The organism is Streptomyces sp. NPDC050636 (assembly GCF_040654775.1).
Classification (GTDB): domain Bacteria; phylum Actinomycetota; class Actinomycetes; order Streptomycetales; family Streptomycetaceae; genus Streptomyces.
Window position 1 is genome coordinate 45,932 of sequence record NZ_JBFAIP010000020.1, and the last position, 22,649, is coordinate 68,580.

The 22,649-nt window shown below is 69.3% G+C and carries 16 protein-coding genes; 9 read left to right on the forward strand and 7 right to left on the reverse strand.

Translation table 11 applies throughout. The annotated features are described in order from the left end of the window. Positions 1-34 precede the first annotated feature (34 nt). Genes AB0I10_RS17875 through AB0I10_RS17885 form a run of 3 tightly spaced genes read right to left on the reverse strand, consistent with a single transcriptional unit; the run spans position 35 to position 4,267 of the window. A complete protein-coding gene (locus AB0I10_RS17875; protein ID WP_363153456.1) occupies positions 35-1,006 on the reverse strand; it encodes a serine/threonine-protein kinase in 972 nt (323 codons plus the stop codon). A gap of 59 nt (positions 1,007-1,065) precedes the next feature. Continuing rightward, on the reverse strand, positions 1,066-1,908 hold the full coding sequence (locus AB0I10_RS17880) for a hypothetical protein (protein ID WP_363153410.1): 843 nt from the start codon (positions 1,906-1,908) through the stop codon (positions 1,066-1,068). Positions 1,909-1,924: 16 nt separating this feature from the next. Beyond that, positions 1,925-4,267 (reverse strand): FHA domain-containing protein, encoded by a 2,343-nt coding sequence (locus AB0I10_RS17885; RefSeq protein ID WP_363153411.1) that lies wholly within the window; start codon positions 4,265-4,267, stop codon positions 1,925-1,927. 360 nt (positions 4,268-4,627) lie between these two features. On the opposite strand from AB0I10_RS17885, the gene AB0I10_RS17890 reads away from it, so the two are divergent. Beyond that, on the forward strand, positions 4,628-6,073 hold the full coding sequence (locus AB0I10_RS17890; protein ID WP_363153412.1) for a nucleobase:cation symporter-2 family protein: 1,446 nt from the start codon (positions 4,628-4,630) through the stop codon (positions 6,071-6,073). 95 nt (positions 6,074-6,168) lie between these two features. Here the strand turns inward: AB0I10_RS17890 and AB0I10_RS17895 are convergent, their stop codons facing one another. After that, on the reverse strand, positions 6,169-6,840 hold the full coding sequence (locus tag AB0I10_RS17895) for a transcriptional regulator (RefSeq protein ID WP_363153413.1): 672 nt from the start codon (positions 6,838-6,840) through the stop codon (positions 6,169-6,171). A 1,017-nt stretch (positions 6,841-7,857) separates the two neighbouring features. Between AB0I10_RS17895 and AB0I10_RS17900 the strand changes: the two genes are divergently transcribed. From AB0I10_RS17900 to AB0I10_RS17930, 7 genes are all read left to right on the forward strand, one after another. Continuing rightward, a complete protein-coding gene (locus tag AB0I10_RS17900; protein WP_363153414.1) occupies positions 7,858-10,347 on the forward strand; it encodes a glycosyltransferase in 2,490 nt (829 codons plus the stop codon). After that, positions 10,344-11,585, forward strand: a complete 1,242-nt coding sequence (locus tag AB0I10_RS17905; protein WP_363153415.1) for an acyltransferase — start codon at positions 10,344-10,346, stop codon at positions 11,583-11,585. The genes AB0I10_RS17900 and AB0I10_RS17905 overlap by 4 nt, the downstream gene beginning before the upstream one ends. Positions 11,586-11,831: 246 nt before the next feature. Beyond that, a complete protein-coding gene (locus AB0I10_RS17910; protein WP_363153416.1) occupies positions 11,832-12,749 on the forward strand; it encodes a hypothetical protein in 918 nt (305 codons plus the stop codon). Next, positions 12,746-13,564 carry an alpha-L-glutamate ligase gene (locus AB0I10_RS17915; protein ID WP_363153417.1) on the forward strand — a complete coding sequence of 273 codons (819 nt, stop codon included), beginning with the start codon at positions 12,746-12,748 and terminating at the stop codon, positions 13,562-13,564. The genes AB0I10_RS17910 and AB0I10_RS17915 overlap by 4 nt, the downstream gene beginning before the upstream one ends. Before the next feature lie 133 nt (positions 13,565-13,697). Then, positions 13,698-14,330: a GNAT family N-acetyltransferase gene (locus tag AB0I10_RS17920; RefSeq protein WP_363153418.1), complete on the forward strand. Its 633-nt coding sequence runs from the start codon at positions 13,698-13,700 to the stop codon at positions 14,328-14,330. Positions 14,331-14,871: 541 nt separating this feature from the next. Further along, entirely contained in the window at positions 14,872-16,254 is a 1,383-nt protein-coding gene (locus AB0I10_RS17925; RefSeq protein WP_363153419.1) for a family 2B encapsulin nanocompartment shell protein, read from the forward strand. Then, the gene (locus AB0I10_RS17930; protein ID WP_363153420.1) at positions 16,241-17,674 is read left to right on the forward strand and encodes a SufS family cysteine desulfurase; all 1,434 of its coding nucleotides are present in this window, start codon (positions 16,241-16,243) and stop codon (positions 17,672-17,674) included. The genes AB0I10_RS17925 and AB0I10_RS17930 overlap by 14 nt, the downstream gene beginning before the upstream one ends. A 93-nt stretch (positions 17,675-17,767) precedes the next feature. Here the strand turns inward: AB0I10_RS17930 and AB0I10_RS17935 are convergent, their stop codons facing one another. The 3 genes from AB0I10_RS17935 to AB0I10_RS17945 form a co-directional block, all read right to left on the reverse strand. Continuing rightward, complete coding sequence (locus AB0I10_RS17935; RefSeq protein WP_363153421.1) at positions 17,768-18,202, reverse strand: CBS domain-containing protein; 435 nt, start codon at positions 18,200-18,202, stop codon at positions 17,768-17,770. 338 nt (positions 18,203-18,540) lie between these two features. Beyond that, complete coding sequence (locus AB0I10_RS17940) at positions 18,541-20,760, reverse strand: NADP-dependent isocitrate dehydrogenase (RefSeq protein ID WP_363153422.1); 2,220 nt, start codon at positions 20,758-20,760, stop codon at positions 18,541-18,543. Between the two features lie 186 nt (positions 20,761-20,946). Continuing rightward, positions 20,947-21,459, reverse strand: coding sequence for a hypothetical protein (locus tag AB0I10_RS17945; protein ID WP_363153423.1), 513 nt, complete (start codon positions 21,457-21,459; stop codon positions 20,947-20,949). A 276-nt stretch (positions 21,460-21,735) separates the two neighbouring features. On the opposite strand from AB0I10_RS17945, the gene AB0I10_RS17950 reads away from it, so the two are divergent. Next, on the forward strand, positions 21,736-22,164 hold the full coding sequence (locus tag AB0I10_RS17950) for a VOC family protein (RefSeq protein ID WP_363153424.1): 429 nt from the start codon (positions 21,736-21,738) through the stop codon (positions 22,162-22,164). Positions 22,165-22,649: the final 485 nt, after the last annotated feature.

Consider the following 22,649-nt stretch of genomic DNA (forward strand, 5'->3'; position numbering starts at 1 on the left):
CCCATCGGACAGGCCCTATTGGCTCGGACAGGCCCTATCGGCCCGGGAACACCGGCGTCGCCCAGCGAGGCGGCGGCGGGGGAGCCGTGCTCCGCGACCCCTGGTCCATCCGCACATCCACCCGGGTCGCGGCGTGGCCCTCGGACGGGCCGGGCGCCGCTCTGGGCGACGCCGTCCGCCCCGCCGTCCGCAACGCCGTCACGAACCCCCGGCAGGTGTCGTAGCGGTCGTCGGGGGCCTTGGCCAGGGACCCGGCGAACACCGCGTCGACGGCCGGCGGAAGGTCGGGCCGCAGTGTGGTCAGGGGCGGCGGCGGATCGTACTGATGCGCCCAGAGCAGCGCCATGTCGTCATCGCGCCGGAACGGCGGCGCCCCGGTCAGCATCTCGAAGAGGACGCAGGCCAGGCTGTAGACATCGCACCGGCCGTCCACCGGGCGGCCCGAGATCTGCTCCGGCGCCACATAGTCCAGCGTGCCGACGAACTGCCCGACGCTGGTGAAGCCCGTCAGCGACAGTGATTTCTTCGTCAGGCCGAAGTCCGTCAGATAGGCGTGCTCCGGGCGGTCGGAATCGGTGCCCTCGGCGATCAGGATGTTGCCGGGTTTGACGTCCCGGTGCACGAGGTCATGCGCATGGGCGGCGTCCAGGGCCGAGGCCACCTGGAGGGCGATCCGGCAGGCGGTCTCCAGCGGCAGCCGGCCATCGCGGTCGAGCAGCGCCCGCAGGTCGCGCCCCTTGACGTAGCGCATCGCGATATAGAGCACCCCGTCGGTCTCGCCCGCCTCGAAGACCGGCACGATGTGCGGATGGTCGATCGCCGCGGCCACCCGTGACTCGTGGACGAAGCGCTGCCGGAAGGTGTCGTTACGGGCGAGCTCGGGCGCCAGCAGCTTCACCGCCACGGTGCGGCCGAGCCGCAGGTCCTCCGCCCGGTAGACGACCGCCATACCGCCCCGGCCGATCTCTTCCTGCAGCTGGTATCCCGCAATCCGGCGGCCGCGCATCCCGGACGCGTCGGAGCCGGTCCAGCGCTCCCTCGGACGGTCGGGTGCACCCTCATCGCTCACCGGGAGTCACCCAGGCGGGTCGGCTGGTGCGGAGGGCGCGACGGGAGGTCCTCCGGTCGGATGGCGCGGGTTTCGCCGGGATCCGGCGCGTCCGGCGGCCGCGCGCGGGGCTCACCGGTGTCGGCCCCGTCCGGCGGGAGCGCCGCTTCGCCCGGCGACGCCGGCCCGGCCGGCACCGGGTCGGTCGCCGCAGGTGGCTCCTGCTCAGCCGATCGCCCGCGCCCGGCCCCCGGCCCGTACGGGGGTTCCGCCGCACCGACCCCCGATCCTCCGGCCTCCGGCGCTCCGACCTCAGGCCCCCCGGACTCGGCCCCACCGGGCGCCTCGCCGGCCGGCGGCTCCCCCCTGGTCGCCGACGGGCCCTCCGCCACCGCGAACGTCTGCAACGACACACCGTCGCAGTAACACCAGCGCTCGTGCCGTACGTCGTACAGCCAGACCGCCTCGCCGTCCACGACCACCCCCACCCGCATGCCCCGGGTGCGTTCCGCGAAGGACTCGCCGTCCAGCCGCCCCGCGACCAGCTCCTCGACCAGTCGGCGGAACCGGCCCAGCTCACCCTCGGTCGTGCCCAGCAGCGGCCGGGGGTCCGCGGTCCGGGCCGCGGGCTGCCCGGCGGCGGGCGGACCGTGCGGTAGGGACAGCAGCAGCCGTCCGTCGACCCACGCCGACCAGCCGTTGGCGCACAGTGCCAGCGCCCAGTCGCCCCGGCGGTCGACGACCTGGACGGGCAGCAGCGGATCGAGCGGCACCGTCGGCCGGGTGCCGTCCGGTGCCGACCAGGTCGCCATGCCCTCCGGCGGGACGACATGACTGGGGAGGAACTCGGGCGCGGTCACAGGCGGCTCCTCGGCGCTACTTGCGCATGATTTCGGGCTCGCGCCGCCGCAGCAGCTTGCGGACCAGGAACCCGAGGACGACCGACAGCACGATCAGCATGCCCATGTTCAGCAGCCAGATCCCCGGCGAGTGTCCGAACAGCGGGTCGGTGGTGATGTCCCCCGGCACGATCCGGTGCAGATCGATGGTGCCCGCCATCCCGCCGAGCGCCCACCGCGACGGCACCAGCCACGCCAGCTGCTCCAGCCCGAGTACTCCGTTCAGTTTGAGCAGCGCACCGCAGAACACGACCTGCACGATGGCGAGGAGGACCAGCAGCGGCATGGTGACCTCCTCCTTACGCACCAGGGCGGACACGAACAGGCCGAGCATCATCGCGGTAAAGGCCAACAGCGCCACGGCAAGGGTGATTTCGATCAGTGGTGGCAGCAACACCCCTTTGCCTCCCGGGGCGTTCAGCTTCACCCCGAACAGCCCCACCATGGTCAGCACGACGGCCTGCACGACCGTGATCAGCCCCAGTACCAGCACCTTGGACATCAGATACGCCGAGCGGGACAGGCCGACGGCTCTCTCCCGTTGATAGATCACCCGCTCCTTGACCAGCTCCCGCACCGCGTTGGCGGCGCCCGTCAGCACGGCCCCGACAGACAGGATCAGCAGCGCGTTCAACGCTGAGTCCGGGGTGAGTTTGCTGCCGGCCAGGGCGTGCGCCATCGCCCCCATCACGAAGGGCAGCGCGACCATGATGATCAGGAACGTCCGGTCCGCGGACAGCGCCGCCGCGTACCGCCGGACCAGCGTGCTCAGCTGCCCGCCCCAGCTCTGACCCTTGGGTGCGGTCACCGGGCCGCGCGGCGCCTCCGGAATATGCCGGGGCTGCTGCGAGTCCGCGGAGATGTAGTGCCGGTGCGCCGGGGAGGCACGGAACTGCCCGGCCCAGTCCCGATCCCGGTCGTTCTCGAAGGCCTCGAACGCCTCCGGCCACTGCTCGAAGCCGAAGTACGCCAGCGCCTCTTTCGGCGGCCCGTAGTACGCGATCCGCCCGCCCGGCGCGAGGACCAGCAGCCGGTCGCAGACATCCAGACTCAGCACGCTGTGGGTGACCACGATGACCGTACGGCCGTCGTCCGCCAGACCGCGCAGCATATGCATCACCGAACGGTCCATGCCCGGGTCCAGCCCGGATGTCGGCTCGTCCAGGAAGAGCAGCGACGGCTTCGTCAGCAGCTCCAGGGCCACGCTCACGCGCTTGCGCTGGCCGCCCGAGAGGCTGTGGATGGGCTGATCGACCCGCTGGTCAAGGCCCAGTTCATGGATCACCTCGTCGACCCGCGCCTGCCGCTCGGCCTTCGCGGTGTCCTCGGGGAAGCGCAGTTGTGCGGCATAGCCGAGGGCCCGCCGCACGGTCAGCTGGGAGTGCAGGATGTCCTCCTGCGGTACGAGCCCGATGCGCTGCCGCAGCTCGGCGTAGTCCCGGTACAGGTCACGGCCGTCGTAGAGCACTGTGCCGGCGTCCGCCGGGCGCAGCCCGGTCAGCGCGTTGAGCAGCGTCGACTTGCCCGCGCCGCTCGGCCCGACCACCGCCAGCAGCGACTTCTCGCCCACCGGGAAGGACACCTCGTCGATCAGCGTCTTGTGGTCGACGTGCACCGCCAGGCCCTGCACGTCCAGCGACACCTCGCCGGTGTCGACGAACTCCTGGAGCTCCTCGCCGACGAGGGCGAACGCGGAGTGGCCGATGCCGATGATGTCGCCCGGGATGACCGGGGACCGGGTCACCGGCTGGCCGTTGAGGTAGGTGCCGTTGTGGCTGCCCAGGTCGACGATCTCGTAGCCCTCGGGTCCGGCGCGCAGTTCCGCGTGCCGGCGCGAGACCGCGAGGTCGTCGACCACCAGGTCGTTGTCGGTAGCCCGCCCGATCCGGGTGGTGCGGGCCGCCGGCAGCGGCCGCACCGAACTGGGCTGACGGAAGGTGCGGGTGGCGGCCGGATAGGCGACCGCGGACGGCTGATGTGTCGCGGTTTCCGCCGGCTGTGGCGCCCCGGAGAGCACCGCGCACGGCCCGTCGGCCGGATTGCCGAACCGGATCACACTGCCCGGCCCGACATCCGTCTGCTGCACCCGGTGCCCGTCGGTGTAGGTGCCGTTGGTGCTGCCCTCGTCCTCCACCATCCAGTGGCCGGCCGTGGTCCGCAGCACCGCGTGATGCCAGGAGACCCTGGCATCGTCCAGTACGACCTCGCTGGAGGGATCGCGTCCCACGTGGTAGGTCCGGTGCGGACTCATCACCTGGGAGTCGCCGTCAGCCTCCACGACGAGCTCGGGCGCGGTAGGAGAATCCGTCCCCTGTGCCATACCAGGAATTTTACGGCGGCGGCCCGTGCCCCGCCTGTTCGTGCGAAGGCCCCGCCGGCCGCCGACGGGCGAACCATCGGTTACTCGCGCGGAATGGCAGAGGTCAACTAAGGTGACGCTCCGATTGGCGCCACCTGCAAATTCCATGGATATACCGGTATTTGCTTCGCTGATTGAAGGATGTCCTGCCGAACCAGGACGCATTGCGCAGCGCCGGACTATGCGGCGTCGGCAGTGTCGGCAACACCGCTAAACGTCGGCTTTGTATGACCTGAACCGGCGCCGTTCTGCCCCTCCCCGGGGGACAGGGCGGCGCCGGTTTCCCCTCTTATTCACCTACCTCGTGAAGGCAAGGCAGAGATGGCACGAGTCTCCCGACAAACCTCCCAGCAGTCCTCCCACCAGAGGGCTCACCCCGTCGACGAGGTGCTGCCCGTCGGCAAGCTCACGCTCTACGGTTTCCAGCACGTCCTCGCCTTTTACGCGGGAGCGGTAATCGTCCCGATCCTCCTCGGGAATGCCCTTGGCCTTTCCCACGAGGAGCTCGTTTACCTGATCAACGCGGACCTGCTCACCTGCGGTATCGCCACGATCATCCAGGCTCTCGGCGTGTGGAAGATCGGCGCCAGGCTGCCCCTGGTCCAGGGCGTCACATTCACCGCGGTCTCACCGATGATCGCCATCGGCCTGGGCGCGGGCGGCGGCACCGCCGGCCTGCTCGTCGTCTACGGCGCGGTGATCACGGCGGGCGTCGCGACCTTCCTCTTCGCGCCCTTCTTCAGCAAGCTGGTGAAGTACTTCCCGCCGGTCGTCATCGGCACGATCCTCACCATCATCGGCCTCACCCTGATACCCACCGGCCTCCAGGACGCGGCCGGCGGTGCGCAGTTGATCGGGAAGCCCGAGTTCGGCGATCTCAAGAACCTCGGATACGCCCTGGGCACCCTGCTGTTCATCCTGGTGCTGGTCCGGATCGGCAAGCCGTACCTGAGCAGCCTCGCCGTACTCCTCGGTCTGGTCGGCGGCACCACGGTCGCCTGGTTCCTGGGCGACGTGGACTTCAGCGGGGTGACCAACGCCGACTGGTTCGGCGTCAGCACGCCGTTCCACTACGGCATGCCGAAGTTCGAGCTGTTCCCCATCATCGCGATGGTGATCGTCATGATCATCACCATGGTGGAGACCACCGGCGACGTCTACGCCATCGGCGAGGTCACCGGCAAGAAGGTCGACAACGACACGGTCGCCCGCGCGCTGCGCGCCGATGGTGTCGCCACCGTCCTCGGCGGTGCCCTCAACTCCTTCCCCTATGTGGCATTCGCCGAGAACATCGGTCTGGTGCGGATGTCCAAGGTGATGAGCCGGTTCGTGGTGGTCGCGGCCGGCGGTTTCATGATCGTCCTGGGGCTGCTGCCGAAGGCGGGCAGCCTGGTCGCCGCCATCCCGCACCCGGTGCTCGGCGGCGCGGCGATCTCGATGTTCGGCATGGTCGCCGCGGTCGGCATCCAGATCCTGGGCAAGGTGGATCTGCGCGAGGAGCGCAACGCCCTGATCGTGGCGATCAGCTTCGCCGCTTCGCTGCTGCCCACCGCCATTCCGCCGCTCTTCGAGCGGATGCCGGAGGACGTCCGGGCGGTCCTCAACAGCGGCATCACGCTGGGCAGCCTCACCGCCATCCTGCTGAACCTCTTCTTCAACGTCGTCGCGCGCCGTAAGTCGATGGAGATCGACTGGGACGACATCGAGGATGACGAGTTCGACGGCGGCGAGCCGATGGACCCGCACATGGGCACCGCCGCCCGCTGAGCCGCGCCGTACGCGATGGCCGGGGAACGGGCCCGTACGCGGTCCCGCCCCGGCCTACGGCATACCTGCCGAGGCCCCCGTTCCGAGTAATCCGCTCAGTGGCTCACGGTGTTGAACGGGGGAGCCTCGCCCGCATCGCCGATCAGCTCCCAGAAGTGGTCGACCAGCCGGCGCAGATACGCGGACCGCTCGGCCTTGATCCCCTTGAGCAGGGAGTCGTCGTTCCGGGCCACCACATGGGCCATGTAGCGCTCGGAGAACTCCTGGAACTCCCCGTGCATCGTGCGCAGCGCGTCGCCCACCCGGGTCTTGTTGAGCGTGGTGATCTCCGTGATCGGTCCGACATGCGACTTCCAGCGCCCGTCGATGGCCGACCGCAGATGCCCGGCGAGTTCGTCGACCCGGCCCATGACCCCGATCAGCTTCCGCAGCGACAACCCCAGCGCCTCCACCAGCGCCTTGGTCTGCCGGTAGTCGCCGGGCCACTCAAGCGCCGACTCCGCCGCCCGGTAGACCTCCGGGTCCATGCCGATCAGCTGCGCCAACCGCTCCGTGCTCAGCTGCCGGGCCATCCGGTGCTCGGCCAGCGTCCGCGGCTCGACACCCATCAGCACGGTCGGCGGGCACCACAGGACATCGGCGAGCACGAAGAGCTGGTGCTCGGTCGGGATCTGGGAGCCGTACTCCCAGGCCTCGATCATCTCGGGGCGGACCGGGGCCCCGCACGCCGTCATGGTCTGGGCGATCTGAGCCGTGCTCAGGCCCACGCGGGCTCGCGCGGATCTGGCCTCTGCTGGGGAAAACGGAGTGCTGTACACGTACGGGACACCTCGCTGCACCCGGCGCGCGAGGGTGCGTTGGGGGAGCGGTAGATGGAGGAACCTCCAGGGGCGGGCAGATTAACAGATGGTCCAGAGGTACGAATCGCCAGTTCCCTCGCAGCCTGAAGGCCCGAACCGACGCCCGTGGCGCGAGCGGGAGTTACTACCTAGTAGTCCATATCGGTCATCAAACCGCGTACCGGATATAGCCGTTTGGGGAGTACGTAACGGGCGGCGGGGCGATGCGCGGAATCGAAGCGCGGAAATGGCCGGGCGTCGAGGTGTCGGAGCGTTTCCGATCCGCGAGACTGGTAATACAGTCGGCCGTAATGAGAGTGTTACGCAGATGAAGGTGCAGTGTCACAGTGATCGTCGAAGCTGGCGTTGTCGACGGGCCCGCCGAGCAGGGTTGCGTCGACTGCACTGAATGACATCCGGTCCTCCCCCCACAATCCGATCAGGATGGGACCTCCACATGCGAAATCTCCTGGATCGCGCTCGCGCGCTCCGAGGCTTAATACCCGCGCGTCCTGACGGCACAGGCCGACTCGCGGAAAGACGGTCTCCAGGCCCTGTCCGGCGGACAGGGCCTCTCGGCGCCTCCGTTACGTGTGTTTGTCCTGTATCCGGCGTGCGCGAGCGGCGCCGCCCGGCGCCTTCCCGTCATGACGACCGCGCCACCGCGCGCGCTTCCGCTACCGCACGGGCGACTTCCCGTATCCCTCTCCGGGTCAGACCTCGCCACGCCGCTTCCGGCGTCAGATGAAGTCGCCCTCAGGGCAGGCCAGTTGAGCCGCCCGCCGTGCGCATACGGCCATTGAACAGGCCGCCGACCGGCCTCTGATGCCGAGCGGCCGCCGACTGCGCGGCCCCGGCCGCGCAGGCCGCCCTGGTCCACAACTCCCACACCCGTGGCGACCGGACCGGCTTTTGCATGCCTCCGTGCAAGAAAGGACATTCCCGGTGCTCACTTCGCACCAATCAAGCCCCCAGGACTCATCCGTAGCGCTGCTCGGTAGCACGGACACCAGAGTTCACACCGGCATCACCCCCCACACCGAAGCCGCCGACGCTCCCCACGTCGACGCTTCGCACGCTGATGCCCCTCAGGCCGGCGCCCCGTACGCCGATGCCCACACCACCGGCGGGCATGTGCTGGTGGTCGGCCTGCCGGGACCGCGTCTGGACCGGCTGACCCAGACCCTGCGGTCGACCGGACACGAGGTCAGCCACGCCCCGCCCGGCAAGGTGAACCAGCAGGTCCGGCAGGCACCCCCGGACGCGGTCGTCGCCCTCGACGAGCAGCACGGGCGGCATGAATCGGACCCGGCCCGCACGCTGGACGGCCGGCACGCCGGTCTCGACCTGATCCGCGAGGTCCGCACCGTCCCCGGCGGGCGCGCCCTGCCGCTGGTCATGGTCACCGCCGCCCCGGAGCCCGCCGGCGTGGTGGACATGCTGCGCAACGGGGCCGACGACTGCATACCGGAGGCCTCCGCCCCGGTCGAGCTGTCCGCCCGTATCGAGGCCAAACTCCGCCGCGTCCCGGTCCCCGTCGAGAATCTGCTCCTCGACCCGCGCACCGGCCTGTACTCCCACCCGCACTTCCTGGACGAACTCGACCGGGAGCTACAGCGCCCCGAAGCCGGGCGGCGCGGCGGCGTCATCGCCGTGGTCGGCGTCGCCGAGATGAGCGCACTGGAAGCCCGGCTCGGGCCGCGGGTACGCCGGGAGGTCGCCGAGCGGCTGGCGGGAGTGGCGGAGCGGCTGGGCAGCTTCTGCGACCGGCTGGGCTGGGACGACGACGGCCATCTGCTCATGCTGATGCCCGGCGTCGATGAGGAGACGGCACGCCGCGGCTTGCAGAAGTTCGCCAACACCGTGGCCGGCACCCGGTTCATCGTCGCCGACGAGAACGTCCGCCTGACCCCGGCCATCGGCTGGCTGCCGCTGGCCGAGTGCCCCGACGGCACGCAGGCGATCGTCAAGGCGCAGGACGCGGTACAGGAAGCCATCCGGCACCGGGATCTACGGCCCGTCAGGTACGCGCCATGGATGCGCGGCGCACCGCAGCGCCACCGGCGCCGCCCCCTCAGCTCGATGATCCGCCCCGCGCTCTCGGCGCTGTCCCCGGTCCTGGCGCTGCTGCTCGGCGTCGCCGTGCCGTTCGTGCTCTACCAGCAGACGTACGAACTGGGCTGGGACCTCGGCTCGGCCATGTACTGGGTGGTGGTGGCCGGCCTGGTGCTGTCCGCGCTGCTCATCGTCCTGGAGTGCCTGTACTCGCTCGACTCGACCCCGCGGCCCGAGAAGCCCGGCCAGCCGTATCCGCCGGCCAGTGCCGTCATCGCGGCGTATCTGCCCAACGAGGCCGCGACCATCGTCGACACCGTCGAGTCGTTCCTCCGCCTCGACTACCCGAACGAGCTGGAGATCGTGCTGGCGTACAACACGCCGCACCCCCTGCCCGTCGAGGACACGCTCCGCGAGATCGCGGCCCGCGATCCGCGGCTGGTGCTGCTGCCGGTCGCCGGCAGCACCTCAAAGGCGCAGAACATCAACGCCGCCGTCACCCGCGTCCGCGGCGAGTTCGTCGGTATCTTCGACGCCGACCACCACCCGGCCCCGACCGCCTTCCGGGACGCCTGGCACTGGCTGTCCAACGGCTATGACGTGGTCCAGGGCCACTGCGTGATCCGCAACGGCGACAGCTCCCGGGTCGCGAAGCTGGTCGCGGTGGAGTTCGAGGCGATCTACGCGGTCAGCCACCCCGGACGCACCCGGCTGTACGGCTTCGGTGTCTTCGGCGGCTCGAACGGGTTCTGGCGTACGGATCTGCTCGCCCGGACCCGTATGCACGGTTCGATGCTGACCGAGGACATCGACTCGACGCTGCGTGCGCTGAACGAGGGCTCCCGGTTCGCCGTCGACCGCACCCTCATATCCCGCGAACTGGCCCCCACCACGCTGAAGGCGCTGTGGAACCAGCGGTCGCGCTGGGCGCAGGGTTGGCTCCAGGTCTCGCTCAAGCACCTGTGGCACGGGCTGCGTTCGCCCGTCTTCACGGCCCGTCAGAAGCTGGGGATGTTCCTGCTGCTCGGGTGGCGGGAGGTGCAGCCGTGGCTGACGCTCCAGATCCTCCCCATCCTCCTGTACTCGGCATGGCGCGCGGGCGGCTTCGAGCGCCTCGACTGGACCGTGCCGGTCTGCGTCCTGGCCGTGCTGTTCACGACGGCCGCCGGGCCCGTACAGGCGCTCTTCGCGTGGCGGCTGGCGGTACCCGAACTCCGTCAGCGCAGCCCCTGGTTCTGGTCGTACTTCTTCGTGTCGACCTTCTTCTACAGCCACTTCAAGAACATGGTGGCCCGACAGGCCCATTTGAAGGAGGCATTGGGGGACCGGCAGTGGCGGGTCACCCCGCGAGCGGCCGCGAAGGCGGTGGCCCGACGATGAGCACGCTGTCCGAAGCCCGCCCCGCGAAGCCCACCCTCGTCGCCAAGCTCCGTCCGCCGGAGGGAGCCCCGTCCCGCAGCCGAGCAAGCGACATCGACGGCTTCCGCGGGCTCGCCGCGCTGAGCACGGTCATCTTCCACGTCTGGCAGCAGTACTTCCGCTACGACGCGAACGGGATCCACCCACCGGTCGACAACGAGTACGTGGGAGCCGTCCTCTCCCTCGAAGTCATCGACCTCTTCTTCGTGATGTCCGCGTATCTGCTGACGCTGTCGTACGCGCGCGCCGCGATCGACGGACGGTCGACACGGCCCGCCCGGGTCTTCCTCTTCCGCCGGGCGATCCGCATCCTGCCCCTCTATTTCCTCGCGGTCGTGGTCGTCTGGGCGACCCGCAATCCCACTTTGCCGGGCAACTGGCAGGACCTGGTCGAGCACCTCACCTTCACCCATGTCTTCGACCAGCAGCGGATCTTCTACACCCTGGGTCCCACCTGGTCCCTGTCGCTCGAAGTGCTGTTCTACTTCGTGCTCGTCGGGCTGGGGCCGCTGGCGGTACGCGCCTGTCGGCGGCTGCGGCAGCGGAGCACCCGGGTGGCAGTGTGCGCGGCCGGCTGCCTGCTGCTGTACGTCGTGCCCCTGATCTGGATCGCCGTCGCCCATTACGTGTACGGGGTGCCGCACACCGACTGGGCGGTGTACTTCGGTCCGCAGGCCCGTTTCGGCGGGTTCGCGGCCGGCATGGGGCTGGCCGTGCTGATGGCTGCCCTGGGCGACCGGGGCAAACTGCACAAGCGCTCCGCACTGACCCTCTCCATGGCCGCGCTCGCCGGCCTCTACTTCCTCTCCCTCGACTCCGCCCCGGAGAACTTCACCTTCACCTACTACCACCCGCTCGCCTCCGCCTTGTGGATGCTCCTGCTCTTCAGCACCATCCACATACACCGACGGACCCGCTGGAACCGCCTGCTGACGGCCCGTTGGCTCACCGCGGTCGGACTCGTCAGCTACAGCCTCTTCATCTGGCACGAGCCGGTCATGCTCCAGCTCCACAAGGCCGGCCTGCTGCCGACGGGCCAGGCGGGCTTTCCGCTGGCCATCGCGATCGTGCTGCTGGCGGCCCTGCCCATAGCGGTGCTGAGCTACTGGCTCATCGAATACCCGGCAAGCCTGCTCGCCCGCCTCAAGGACAGCAGCGGCCGGCCACGCGATTTCTACCCGGAACCGGCCACTCGCTGACGCCGGGCCCCCGGCCCTGTCCCCGCGAATTCATGCCTTCGCGGGGACCGGGCCGGCAGGGAAGGGGGTGACGGGCCGCCAGCCGGGCGGGTGATCGTCCGGGTCCGGCGTCCTGCATTTCTTCGTGATACGCCGACCGTTGCTCGGCCCGTACACCACATCAGGTCGGCCGGATCGGCATGCGACCCTGGGACGTCATGATCTGCCGGACGGACGGCGGACGTCCGGCGATACGAGGATTCACCGATGAAACTCTGCTTCCTGGTGGAGGAGCAGTACCGGCACGACGGCATGCCGCTGGATGTGATCCGCCAACTCACCGCCTGGGGCCACCAGGTGGACGTGCTGTGGCCCGGACGGTCGCTGATCCGGATATCCGAGGCGATACAGGCCGGCAGTCATGACGCCTGGGTCCTCAAGACCGTCTCCGGCGGGCCCGGCCTCACCTTGCTGGAGGCCGCCGCGTCGGTCGGTCTGACCACGGTGAACGACGCCCGAGCCATCCGCGGCGTCCGCGACAAGGCGCTGGCGGCGGTGATCGCCCGCAGCCACGGGCTGCCGGTCCCGGTCACGTATGCGGCATCCGGGGCGGCGGAATTCGCGGCGATACCCGAGTCGGAATTCCCCCTCGTGGTGAAGCCCGCCGACGGCAGTTCCGGGCGCGCCGTCCGTATCGTCGCGACACCGGACGGGCTGACCGCTCCGGGCGGGCATCCCGGTGCCGAGCCGGCCGGCGGCGGGATGCTGATCGCCCAGCCGTACGTCCGCAACTCCGGCACGGACCTCAAGGTGTACTGCGTCGGCGGCGAACTGTACGCGACCGAACGGCGCTCACCGCTGCACCCGGGGCGGGCGGTCCTCGAACGCCGGGTCCCGCTACCCGCGGAGGTCGCCCGGATCACCTCCGAGGTCGGCACGGCCTTCGGCCTCGACCTCTACGGCGTCGACATCGTCCTCGGACCGGACGGCCCGGTGGTCGTCGACATCAATGACTTCCCGAGTTTCCGCCAGGTCCCGGACGCGGTGGCACGAGTGGCGGGCGCGGTCCTGCACCTCGCGCGCACCGGGGCGGGCGTGCCGGACACCCTCGCCCGCGCTCCGCTCACGTCCACTCCGGTCCTCGTCCCGGCCGGGACCGGGGCTCCGGTCGGCAGCACCCGGTGAGAATCTGCCTGATCACCGAGGCGCCCGACCATCCGCTGCTGGCCGCCACGGCCGATGTGCTGACGCCCCGTCACCGGGTCGAGGTGCTCGACCCGGGTGCCGGAGCGAGCGCCGGACGGCCTGTGTCGGACCTGGTCGGACGGGGTGCGCTCGCCGACGTCTATCTGCTCAAATCGCATACGCCCAGAGCGCTCGCCCTCGCCGCATCCCTTGAGGAACGCGGCGCCCCGGTGCTCAACTCCGCGGCGTCGACCGCACTGTGCCAGGACCGGACCGAGATGGCCGCACTGGCCCTCCGCGCCGGCCTGCCGTTCGCCGCCACCAGGACCGTGGCCACGCTCGGGCAGCTGGCGGCGGAGGAACCGGCCACCCCGCTCGTGATCAAAAGCCGGCACAGCCGACGTCATGATCTCGTCGCCCGCGCCGACGACATGGCATGCGTGAGGGATTTGGCGAAGGGCTGGCCCAACGAGCCGGTCGTGGTCCAGGAGTTCACCGCCAACAGCGGGTGGGACCACAAACTGTGGGTGATCGAGGGCCGTCTCTTTGCCGCACTGCGCCGCTCCGAACTGTCCCCGGACGGACGCGGACCGACCCGGCCGCTGCCGATCCGGGACCTTCCCGAGGGCTGGGCCGACCTGGTGGTCCGCGTCGGTGAGGTTTTCGCCCTCGACGTCTACGGAGTGGACATTCTCGACGCCGGCGACGGCGTACCCCTCATCGTGGACATCAATGCCTTTCCCGGAATCCGCGGCCAGGCCGGCGCGCCGGAAGCACTGGCGGGGTTGGCGGTTCGTGTGGGGTCGGGTGGGTGAGCGGGCCGGCAAGGGGTTGATGGTGTCCAACTCACCTTGCTGCTCGGGGGGTTGGCGATAATGAAGATGCCGCGCCCCGTACGGTGACGTAATGTGCGCTCCTGGATGGTGACTCTTACCTCGGGAGGGCTCGATGATTCCGGAACTGGTCAGGACCTGGGCGGCCGGCTGGGCCGTGTCACGTCACACCCCCCGGCCGGTCGAGAAGCCCTGGGGCTTCTATATCGAGGTGGGCAGGCCCGACCAGGTGGGGCGCCATGTACTGCCGGACGCCGATGAGTCCTCGATACGCGAGGCCGCCGCCTCGGTGACCGTGCCGCACACCTGGCTCAAGGTGCCCGTCGAGCCTGCGGAGGCCGGGCGCCGGCTCCCTCGGGGCTGGGTGGTGGACGAGGACGAGACGGGCCATCTGATGGCCGTGGACCTTCGGGCCACGGACCCGGTGGCGCCCGAGGGCTACACCGCGTCGGTGGAGACCGGCGACGGCGTCGTTTACGTCCAGGTGCGCGGCGCTGCGGGTGAACTGGCCGCCAATGGCCAGATGGCCGTCCTCGGCAGGGCCACGGTCGTCGACCGCGTCACGACGGAAGACGCCCACCGCCGCCGAGGCCTGGGGAGCTTCGTGATGCGCACCCTCGCCGACCGCGCCGTCGCCGAGGGCGCGTCCCTCGGAGTTCTGGGCGCGACCGATGACGGGCGCGCGCTGTACGAGACGCTGGGTTGGAAGGCGCATGCTCCACTGGCGGCGTGCGTTTACCGGCCCTAGCTTCCCCCCCCCTCGTGGCGCCGCGACGTTTTCCCGTTCCCGCATTCCCAACGCGACTTCGCACTGGGAAAGCCAGCCCAATACCCAGCGGCGGGCGCCGTCCGCGCAGCAAGCGCGCGATGCACCGGTATCTCCGAACTCGCCTGCGCGCGCCCGTGGTTCACCTCCGTGCGCCGGGGCGCCGGACTACTGCACTAACGCAAAAGGCGACGCCATAAGCCGCCGCATAAGTGCCCCTTTTAGAAATGCAAAGCAGCCTTATGAGGGCAGATTTGGTCGCATGTGAGGTGTGGAGCGATGTGTCCCGCCCCGTTGGAGGAAGTGCTTCCGGTAAATCCCACGCATGGTAGAGCGGCTACAACACACGGTAGTCGCACGCATATGCGGAATTGGGAGTTCGGTGAAGCAGGTATTTCCGGCCGCACCCCCGCCAACGGTCGGTTGCCAGCTGCGTATCCCGACAAACACGATCGGAATCAGTTCCCGCATGCCGTTCGGCCGTGAGCCGGTAGTTCGGCATGCCTGTCTCCGAGGAGGTCCTGTGAACGACCGGATGACTCTCAGCCCGGATGCGGCACGGCAGCTCGCGACCACGACCAAGACCACCCCGCAGATGCGCGGCATCACCCCGCGCTATCTCCTGCGTGCCCTGCCCTGGGTGGACGTCGAATCCGGTGTCTTCCGCGTCAACCGCCGCCGCACCTACGTCCTCGGCGACGACCGCATCACCACGCACACCGACGGCGGTTCGCCGCGCATCATCCCCGGGGACCTGCGGGAGCTGCCGTACCTGCGGGAGGCCGATGACGCGCTGCTCTCCGAACTGGCCGACGCGTTCACGGAGGTCACCTTCGAGTCCGGAGAGATGCTCGCCCAGGACGGTGACGCGCACGACCGCCTGTGGGTGCTCGTCCAGGGTCGCGCCGAGAAGCGCTCCAGCGGCCGCTACGGCGAGGACGCGCTGCTCGAAGTGATCGGCGACGGCCAGTTCTTCGACCTCGCCGCCTGGACCCGCTCCGAGCCCATTCCGTACCGCGTCAAGGCGCTCACGCCGGGTGTGGCCCTGTGCGTCGAACGCAGCGTGCTCACCGGACTGTGCGAACGCGACGGGGCCGTACAGGGAGCGCTGGACGCGTACGTCGCCTCGGGTGATGTCATGGCGGGCGCCGAGGTGCCGGTCGACCTCAGCGCCGGGCACGACGGCGAACCCGACCTCCCCGGGACATTCGTCGACTACGAGGACACGCCCCGCGAGTACCACATGACCCTCGCGCAGACCGTGCTGCGCGTACACACCCGCGTCTCCGACCTCTACAACGGCCCCATCGACCAGACCCGGGCCCAGTCCAACCTCACCGTCCACGCGCTACGCGAGCGGCAGGAGGCGTCGCTGCTCAACCACCCGCAGTTCGGCCTCTTCAACAATGTCGCCCCGGGCCAGCGGGTACAGGCGCGCACCGGTGCCCCGACGCCCGACGACCTGGACGAGCTGCTGGCCCGTGTCTGGAAGCAGCCCGGCTACTTCCTCGCGCACCCCAGGGCCATCGCCGCGTTCGGCCGGGAATGTACCCGTCGGGGTGTGCCCCCGATCATCGACAACCGGTTCGGCAGCCCGCTGCTGACCTGGCGCGGAGTCCCGCTGCTGCCCTCCGACAAGGTGCGGTTCTCCGGTGATTCGGGCATCGGCACCACAGAGATCCTGCTGATGCGCATGGGCGAGGCCGAGCAGGGCGTGGTGGGACTGCGTCCCGCGAAGGTCAACGACGAGGTCGAACCCGGGCTGTCGATGCGCAACATGGGCGTCGACCAGAAGGGCATCACGTCGTACCTGATGACGGCGTACTTCAACGCCGCGGTGCTGGTGGAGGACGCGACCGCGGTGCTCCAGAACGTCGAGGTGTCCAACTACCATGACTACTCCTGACGTTATGCAGGGCCTGCCGTCGACGGCGGTGCTGAACCCGGTGGGTGGTGGTCTGCCCGCCGTGCCCACGACAGGGGCGGCGCCCACCACAGGGGCGGTGCCTCCAGCGGAGGCGGCGTCGCCCCCCGGGGCCGTGCCCACCACAGGGGCCGTACCGGCCGCCGGAGCCGTACCGACCTCAGGTCTCCCCACCGGCCAACCCGCCGCCTTCTCACCGGAGGTGGCCCGCAGGGACTTTCCGATCCTGCACCGGACCGTGAACGGGCACCCGCTGGTCTGGCTGGACAACGGGGCCACGACCCAGAAGCCGCGCCAGGTGATCGAGGCGGTGGCCGCCTTCTACAGTGCGGGCAACTCCAACATCCACCGGGGCGCGCACACCATGGCCCGGGAGGCCACCGAGGCGTACGAAGCGGGCCGGGCGGCGGTGGCCCAGTTCCTGGGTGCCGCGTCCCCCGAGGACATCGTCTTCGTACGAGGTACCACCGAGGCGATCAACCTCGTCGCCCAGAGCTGGGGGCGGGCCAACCTCGGCCCCGGGGACGACATCCTGGTGCCGGTGCTGGAGCACCATTCGAACATCGTCCCTTGGCAGTTGATCGCCAAGGAGACCCGGGCCCGGGTGGTACCCGTACCGCTCCAGCCGGACGGGCAGATCGACCTCGGCAAGTACGCCGACCTGCTGTCCATGCGGACCCAACTCGTCGCGATCAGCCATGCGTCGAACGTGCTCGGCACCGTCCCGCCGGTCAAGGAGATGACCGCGCTCGCGCACCGCTACGGGGCGAAGGTACTGGTCGACGGGGCGCAGGCGGTGGCGCACTTCCCCGTCGATGTGCAGGACCTGGACGCCGACTTCTATGTGTTCTCCGGCCACAAGCTGTTCGCCCCCACGGGCATCGGCGCCCTGTACGCGAAGCCGGAGGTACTGCAGAAGATGGCGCCGTGGCAGGGCGGCGGCAACATGATCGAGTCGGTCGGCTTCGGCCGTACCACCTATGCGCCCGTGCCGCACCTCCTGGAGGCCGGCACCGGGCACATCTCCGGGGTGGTCGGCATGCTGTCCGCGCTGAACTGGCTGACCTCCTTCGACCGGGACGCCGTCGCCGCGTACGAGACATCGCTGATGGCTTACGCGCAGCAAGCCCTGTCCACGGTCCCGGGGCTTGAGGTGCTGGGCTCCTCGCCCGACCGGATCGCCGTACTCACCTTCACCCTCGCGGGCCACGACCCGGCGGAGATCGCCGACTGGCTGGACCGCGACGGCATCGCCATCCGAGCCGGCCACCACTGCGCCCAACCGGCGTTGGCCCACTACGGGTTGGAGAGCGCGGCACGTGCGTCCCTCGCGCTCTACAACACATCCGAGGAGGTGGACCAACTGGTGGCCGCACTACAGCGATTGCAGCAAGCTGACTGACGCCGGGGCGTTCCTCGGATCTCAGGGTGGTTGCGTCTCCGGAACACCGGTGACGCAACCACCCATGAGCCTGACCACGAGGCGGACGGCCCGCTAGGCACCCGCGTACACGGCGTTCGCGAACTCCGCGATCTGTGTGTCGGTGAGGTTCTTGGCGAGGTTGGCCTCCGTGATCATCCCGATCAGACGGTGGCCACCCTTGACGTCGATCACCGGCAGGCGCTTGATCTGGTGGTCCTCCATGGTCTTCAGGACGTCCTTGGCGTCCGCCTCGGCGTCGATCCAGTGCACCTTCCTGTCCAGGGAGCCGGCCTGCACCGTGGCCGGGTCGATTCCCGAGGCACAACACTCGACGACGATGTCGCGGTCGGTGATCAAGCCCGTAAGCCTGTTGTTGTCACCGCAGATGGGCAGACATCCGACGTTCAGATCGCGCATCATCTTCGCCGCGTCGAACAGTGACTCGTGCGCGCCGACGCACTGCACCCCGGCGGACATGATGTCTCGGGCCAGCAGCTTCTTAGCCATGATTCCTCCCGCCTTCGCAGCATTGCTTCCTTCGCCTTCGATGACACCACGGATGGCTCAATGCCGCTTCCGGGGGCAGAGCGCGGTGAGGGCACCAAGGACGACCTGAACAGCGGAGTCGTCCGAATGGGTGATGCGCTGCCCCGGTGGGGGACAGCGCGAGCGGCGAGTAGGCGAAGCGTGAGCCGGACGCCCCTGATCTCACCGGGGTGTACCTGCTCATCGCCGCAGACCGCAGCTGTCCATCCCGGTCCCGGGCCGCGGAAACGGAACCGCCCCGGCCGGGCAGGATGCCGGCCGGGGCGGAACAGGTGTGGTGCGGATTCCGCAGCCTTGCGTCAGCCGAGGATCGAGAGCGCCTGGTTGAGGGTCGTCGACGGGCGCATCACGGCCGAGGCCTTGGACACGTCGGGCTGGTAGTAGCCGCCGATCTCGGCGGGCGAGCCCTGCACCGCGATCAGCTCGTCGACGATCGTCTGCTCCTGCTCGGTAAGCGTCTTGGCGAGCGCCGCGAACGCCTCCGCGAGCTGCGCGTCGTCGGTCTGCTTCGCCAGCTCCTGCGCCCAGTAGAGCGCCAGGTAGAAGTGGCTGCCGCGGTTGTCGATGCCACCGAGGCGACGGCTCGGCGACTTGTCCTCGTTGAGGAAGGTGCCGGTCGCGCGGTCGAGGGTGCTGGCGAGCACCTGGGCGCGCGCGTTGCCGGTCGTCTGCGCCAGGTGCTCGAAGCTGGCCGCCAGCGCGAAGAACTCGCCGAGGCTGTCCCAGCGCAGGTAGTTCTCCTTGACCAGCTGCTGCACGTGCTTGGGCGCGGAGCCGCCGGCGCCGGTCTCGAACAGCCCACCGCCGTTCATGAGCGGGACGACCGAGAGCATCTTGGCGCTGGTGCCCAGCTCAAGGATCGGGAACAGGTCGGTCAGGTAGTCACGCAGCACGTTGCCGGTGACCGAGATGGTGTTCTCGCCGCGGCGGATGCGCTCCAGGGAGAACTTGGTCGCCTCGACCGGCGACATGATCTCGATCTGCAGGCCCTCGGTGTCGTGCTCCGGCAGGTACGCCTTGACCTTCTGGATCAGCTGCGCGTCGTGCGCGCGGTTCTCGTCGAGCCAGAACACGGCCGGGTCGCCGGTCGCGCGGGCACGGGTGACGGCGAGCTTGACCCAGTCCCGGATCGGCAGGTCCTTGGCCTGGCACATACGGAAGATGTCGCCGGCGCCCACGGTCTGCTCCAGCACGACATTGCCGGCCTCGTCGACGACCCGTACCTCACCCGTGGTGGGGATCTCGAAGGTCTTGTCGTGGCTGCCGTACTCCTCGGCCTTCTGCGCCATGAGGCCGACGTTCGGCACCGAGCCCATGGTCGACGGGTCGAAGGCGCCGTTCGCACGGCAGTCGTCGAGAACGACCTGGTAGACGCCGGCGTAGCTGCTGTCCGGGAGCACCGCGAGGGTGTCGGCCTCCTGGCCGTCCGGGCCCCACATGTGGCCGGAGGTGCGGATCATGGCCGGCATGGAGGCGTCGACGATGACATCGCTCGGCACATGCAGGTTGGTGATGCCGCGGTCGGAGTCGACCATCGCCAGCTCGGGGCCCTCAGCGAGCTCGGCGTCGAAGGACGCCTTGATCTCGGCACCCTCGGGCAGCGACTCCAGGCCCTGGTAGATGCCGCCGAGGCCGTTGTTCGGGGTGAGGCCGGCCGCGGCGAGCGCCTCGCCGTACTTGGCGAAGGTCTTCGGGAAGAAGGCGCGCACCACGTGACCGAAGACGATCGGGTCGGAGACCTTCATCATCGTGGCCTTGAGGTGCACCGAGAACAGCACACCCTCGGCCTTGGCGCGGGCGACCTGCGCCGTGAGGAACTCGCGCAGCGGCGCGACGCGCATGACGGACGCGTCCACGACCTCGCCGGCGAGCACGGGTACCGACTCGCGCAGAACGGTGGTGGTGCCGTCGTCCCCAGTCAGCTCGATACGCAGCGAGCCGGCCTCGGTGATCACAGCGGACTTCTCGGTGGAGCGGAAGTCGTCGGCGCCCATGGTCGCGACGTTCGTCTTCGACTCGGACGACCAGGCGCCCATCCGGTGCGGGTGAGCCTTGGCGTAGTTCTTGACCGACGCGGGGGCGCGGCGGTCGGAGTTGCCCTCACGCAGCACCGGGTTCACGGCGCTGCCCTTGACCTTGTCGTAGCGCGCGCGGACGTCCTTTTCCGCATCGGTCTTCGGGTCGTCCGGGTAGTCCGGCAGCGCGTAGCCCTGCTGCTGCAGCTCGGCGATCGCCGCCTTGAGCTGCGGAATCGAAGCCGAGATGTTCGGCAGCTTGATGATGTTCGCCCCGGGAGTCTTGGCCAGCTGACCAAGCTCGGCCAGCGCGTCGTCGATGCGCTGGCCCTCCTCAAGGCGCTCAGGGAAGCTGGCGATGATCCGCCCCGCCAGGGAGATGTCACGCGTCTCCACACTCACCCCGGCCGTCGAGGCGTACGCCGTGACCACAGGCAAGAACGAATGCGTTGCCAGGGCCGGGGCCTCGTCAGTGTGTGTGTAGATGATGGTCGAGTCAGTCACCGGGTGCTCCGCTCCACGTCTGCAACATTGCTCGACATCAAGATATCTCGTGATCGGGCCGGTCTCGAAAGGGCCCTGCTTGCGCGGCCTGGTCTGACGGCAGCAACCGGCTCCGCCCCGCGCAGACAGATCCGGCCGCCACCTGCTGCTGCGGGCGACGGCCGGAGGGCGAGCCGAACGTCAGGATCAGACCTTGGTGAAGCACAGCGTGTAGCTGCCGTAGCTCCGGCCGCTGGAGTAATGAATGCTGGTGTCGTACGGCGGCGACTCGCACTTCGCGTCGGCGCCGGTCAGCCGCTCGCCCGTTTTGTACTCGGCCTCGGGGGATTTGCAGTTGACGATCTCCGGCGTCGGGTTGTCGCCATGGGCGTCAAGGATCTTGACGCAGTCGCCTTCCTCCGGGTTGTACTTCTCGTTCTCCTTGGCCTGCGCGGACGCTGAGGCCTCCGCCTTGGCCTTGCCGCCATTGGGATTGGTGTTGTAGTCCCACACGTACCAGGCCGTGCCGCCGACGACGGCCAGGACGACGGCGATGTTGATCAGCGCGCGCAACGGGCTCCGCTGTGGCTGCCGCTGCGGCCCGCGCGGCGGCTGGGGCTGCCCGTAGTGCTGCTGCCCATACTGCTGCTGCCCGTACTGCTGCTGCGGATACCCGTGCTGCTGCGGCTGATTCTGGTATGGCGGCGGCGGTGCGGACATGGTTGGGATCCCCCATGGTTGACAGCAGAAAATGAAGGTCAACGCGATGTTGACCGATGCAGGCTACCTTCCGGCCCCTGTCCACCCATCAGCAGTCCCAGGCTGCGACACCCTCGCGTGTCCCCTTGAACCTTGATGGGGTGTTACGTCCGCCCTCGGAAAACCGCTCGACGCGGACCGCCCAACTGCCTACTATTTCCAGGCGGTATCGCACGCAGTCACCGTCTGGGTGAGGCGCGGAGGTACCCGTTTGAGATGCCTCTGGAGGCATTCCAAGTGTCAGTCGAGTTCAACCACACCATTGTTCTCTCCCGCGACCGGGAGAAGTCCGCCCACTTCCTGGCCCAGATCCTCGGTCTTGAGGTCGGCGAACCGGCAGGGGTGTTCCTGCCCGTCGAGACCGCCAACGGCGTCACGCTGGACTTCGCGACCGTCGAGACCGACATCCCCACGCAGCACTACGCGTTCCTCGTGTCCGAGGAGGAGTTCGACGGCGTCCTCGCGCGGCTCCTGAAGGCCGAGGTGCCCATCCAGGCCGATCCGCACGGCAAGCACCCGGGACGGATCAACCGCAACGACGGCGGACACGGCGTGTACTTCTTGGATCCGGCAGGTCACGGCCTGGAGGTCATCACCCGTCCGTACGGCTCGGACCCGGCGTCGGAGCTGAACGGCGTGACGGAAGAAGTCCCCGCGAGGGGCTGAGACCGGCCGGGAAACAACCGAGTAGCCGGAAACCGTCCGAGGAACGGGGAACCGCCCGAGGAACGGGGAACCGCCCGAGGAACGGGAAACCGGTAGATGAAGCGGCGCAGGCGGCGGTGTCCTTGAGGCGCCGCCGCCTCTGCTGCTCCGCCCGCCGGGTTCAGCCCCTTGCATCCAGGCGGCGACGCACCGTCGCGGTGAGTCATCGGCGGCCATCGTCTGGGCACACAGCGTCTCACGGCGCACATCGGCCACCCTGCGGTAGAGTCCAGGCGCTCGCGCAGCCGCTCCGCGCAGGCCCGACCGGGCTCCGGCGGCACCCGCAGACTTCCGGGCGATGATGCCCGACCGGCAGCTCCAGCAGCGGCCACTCCCACCGGCAGGGCCCCCATCGAGGCCGGGCCGCCGGGGATTCCGCCCCCTTGTGGAATCGAGCTTGTGGAATCGAGTACGAAGCGTGTGCGTCCAGCGGATGGATGCGTGCG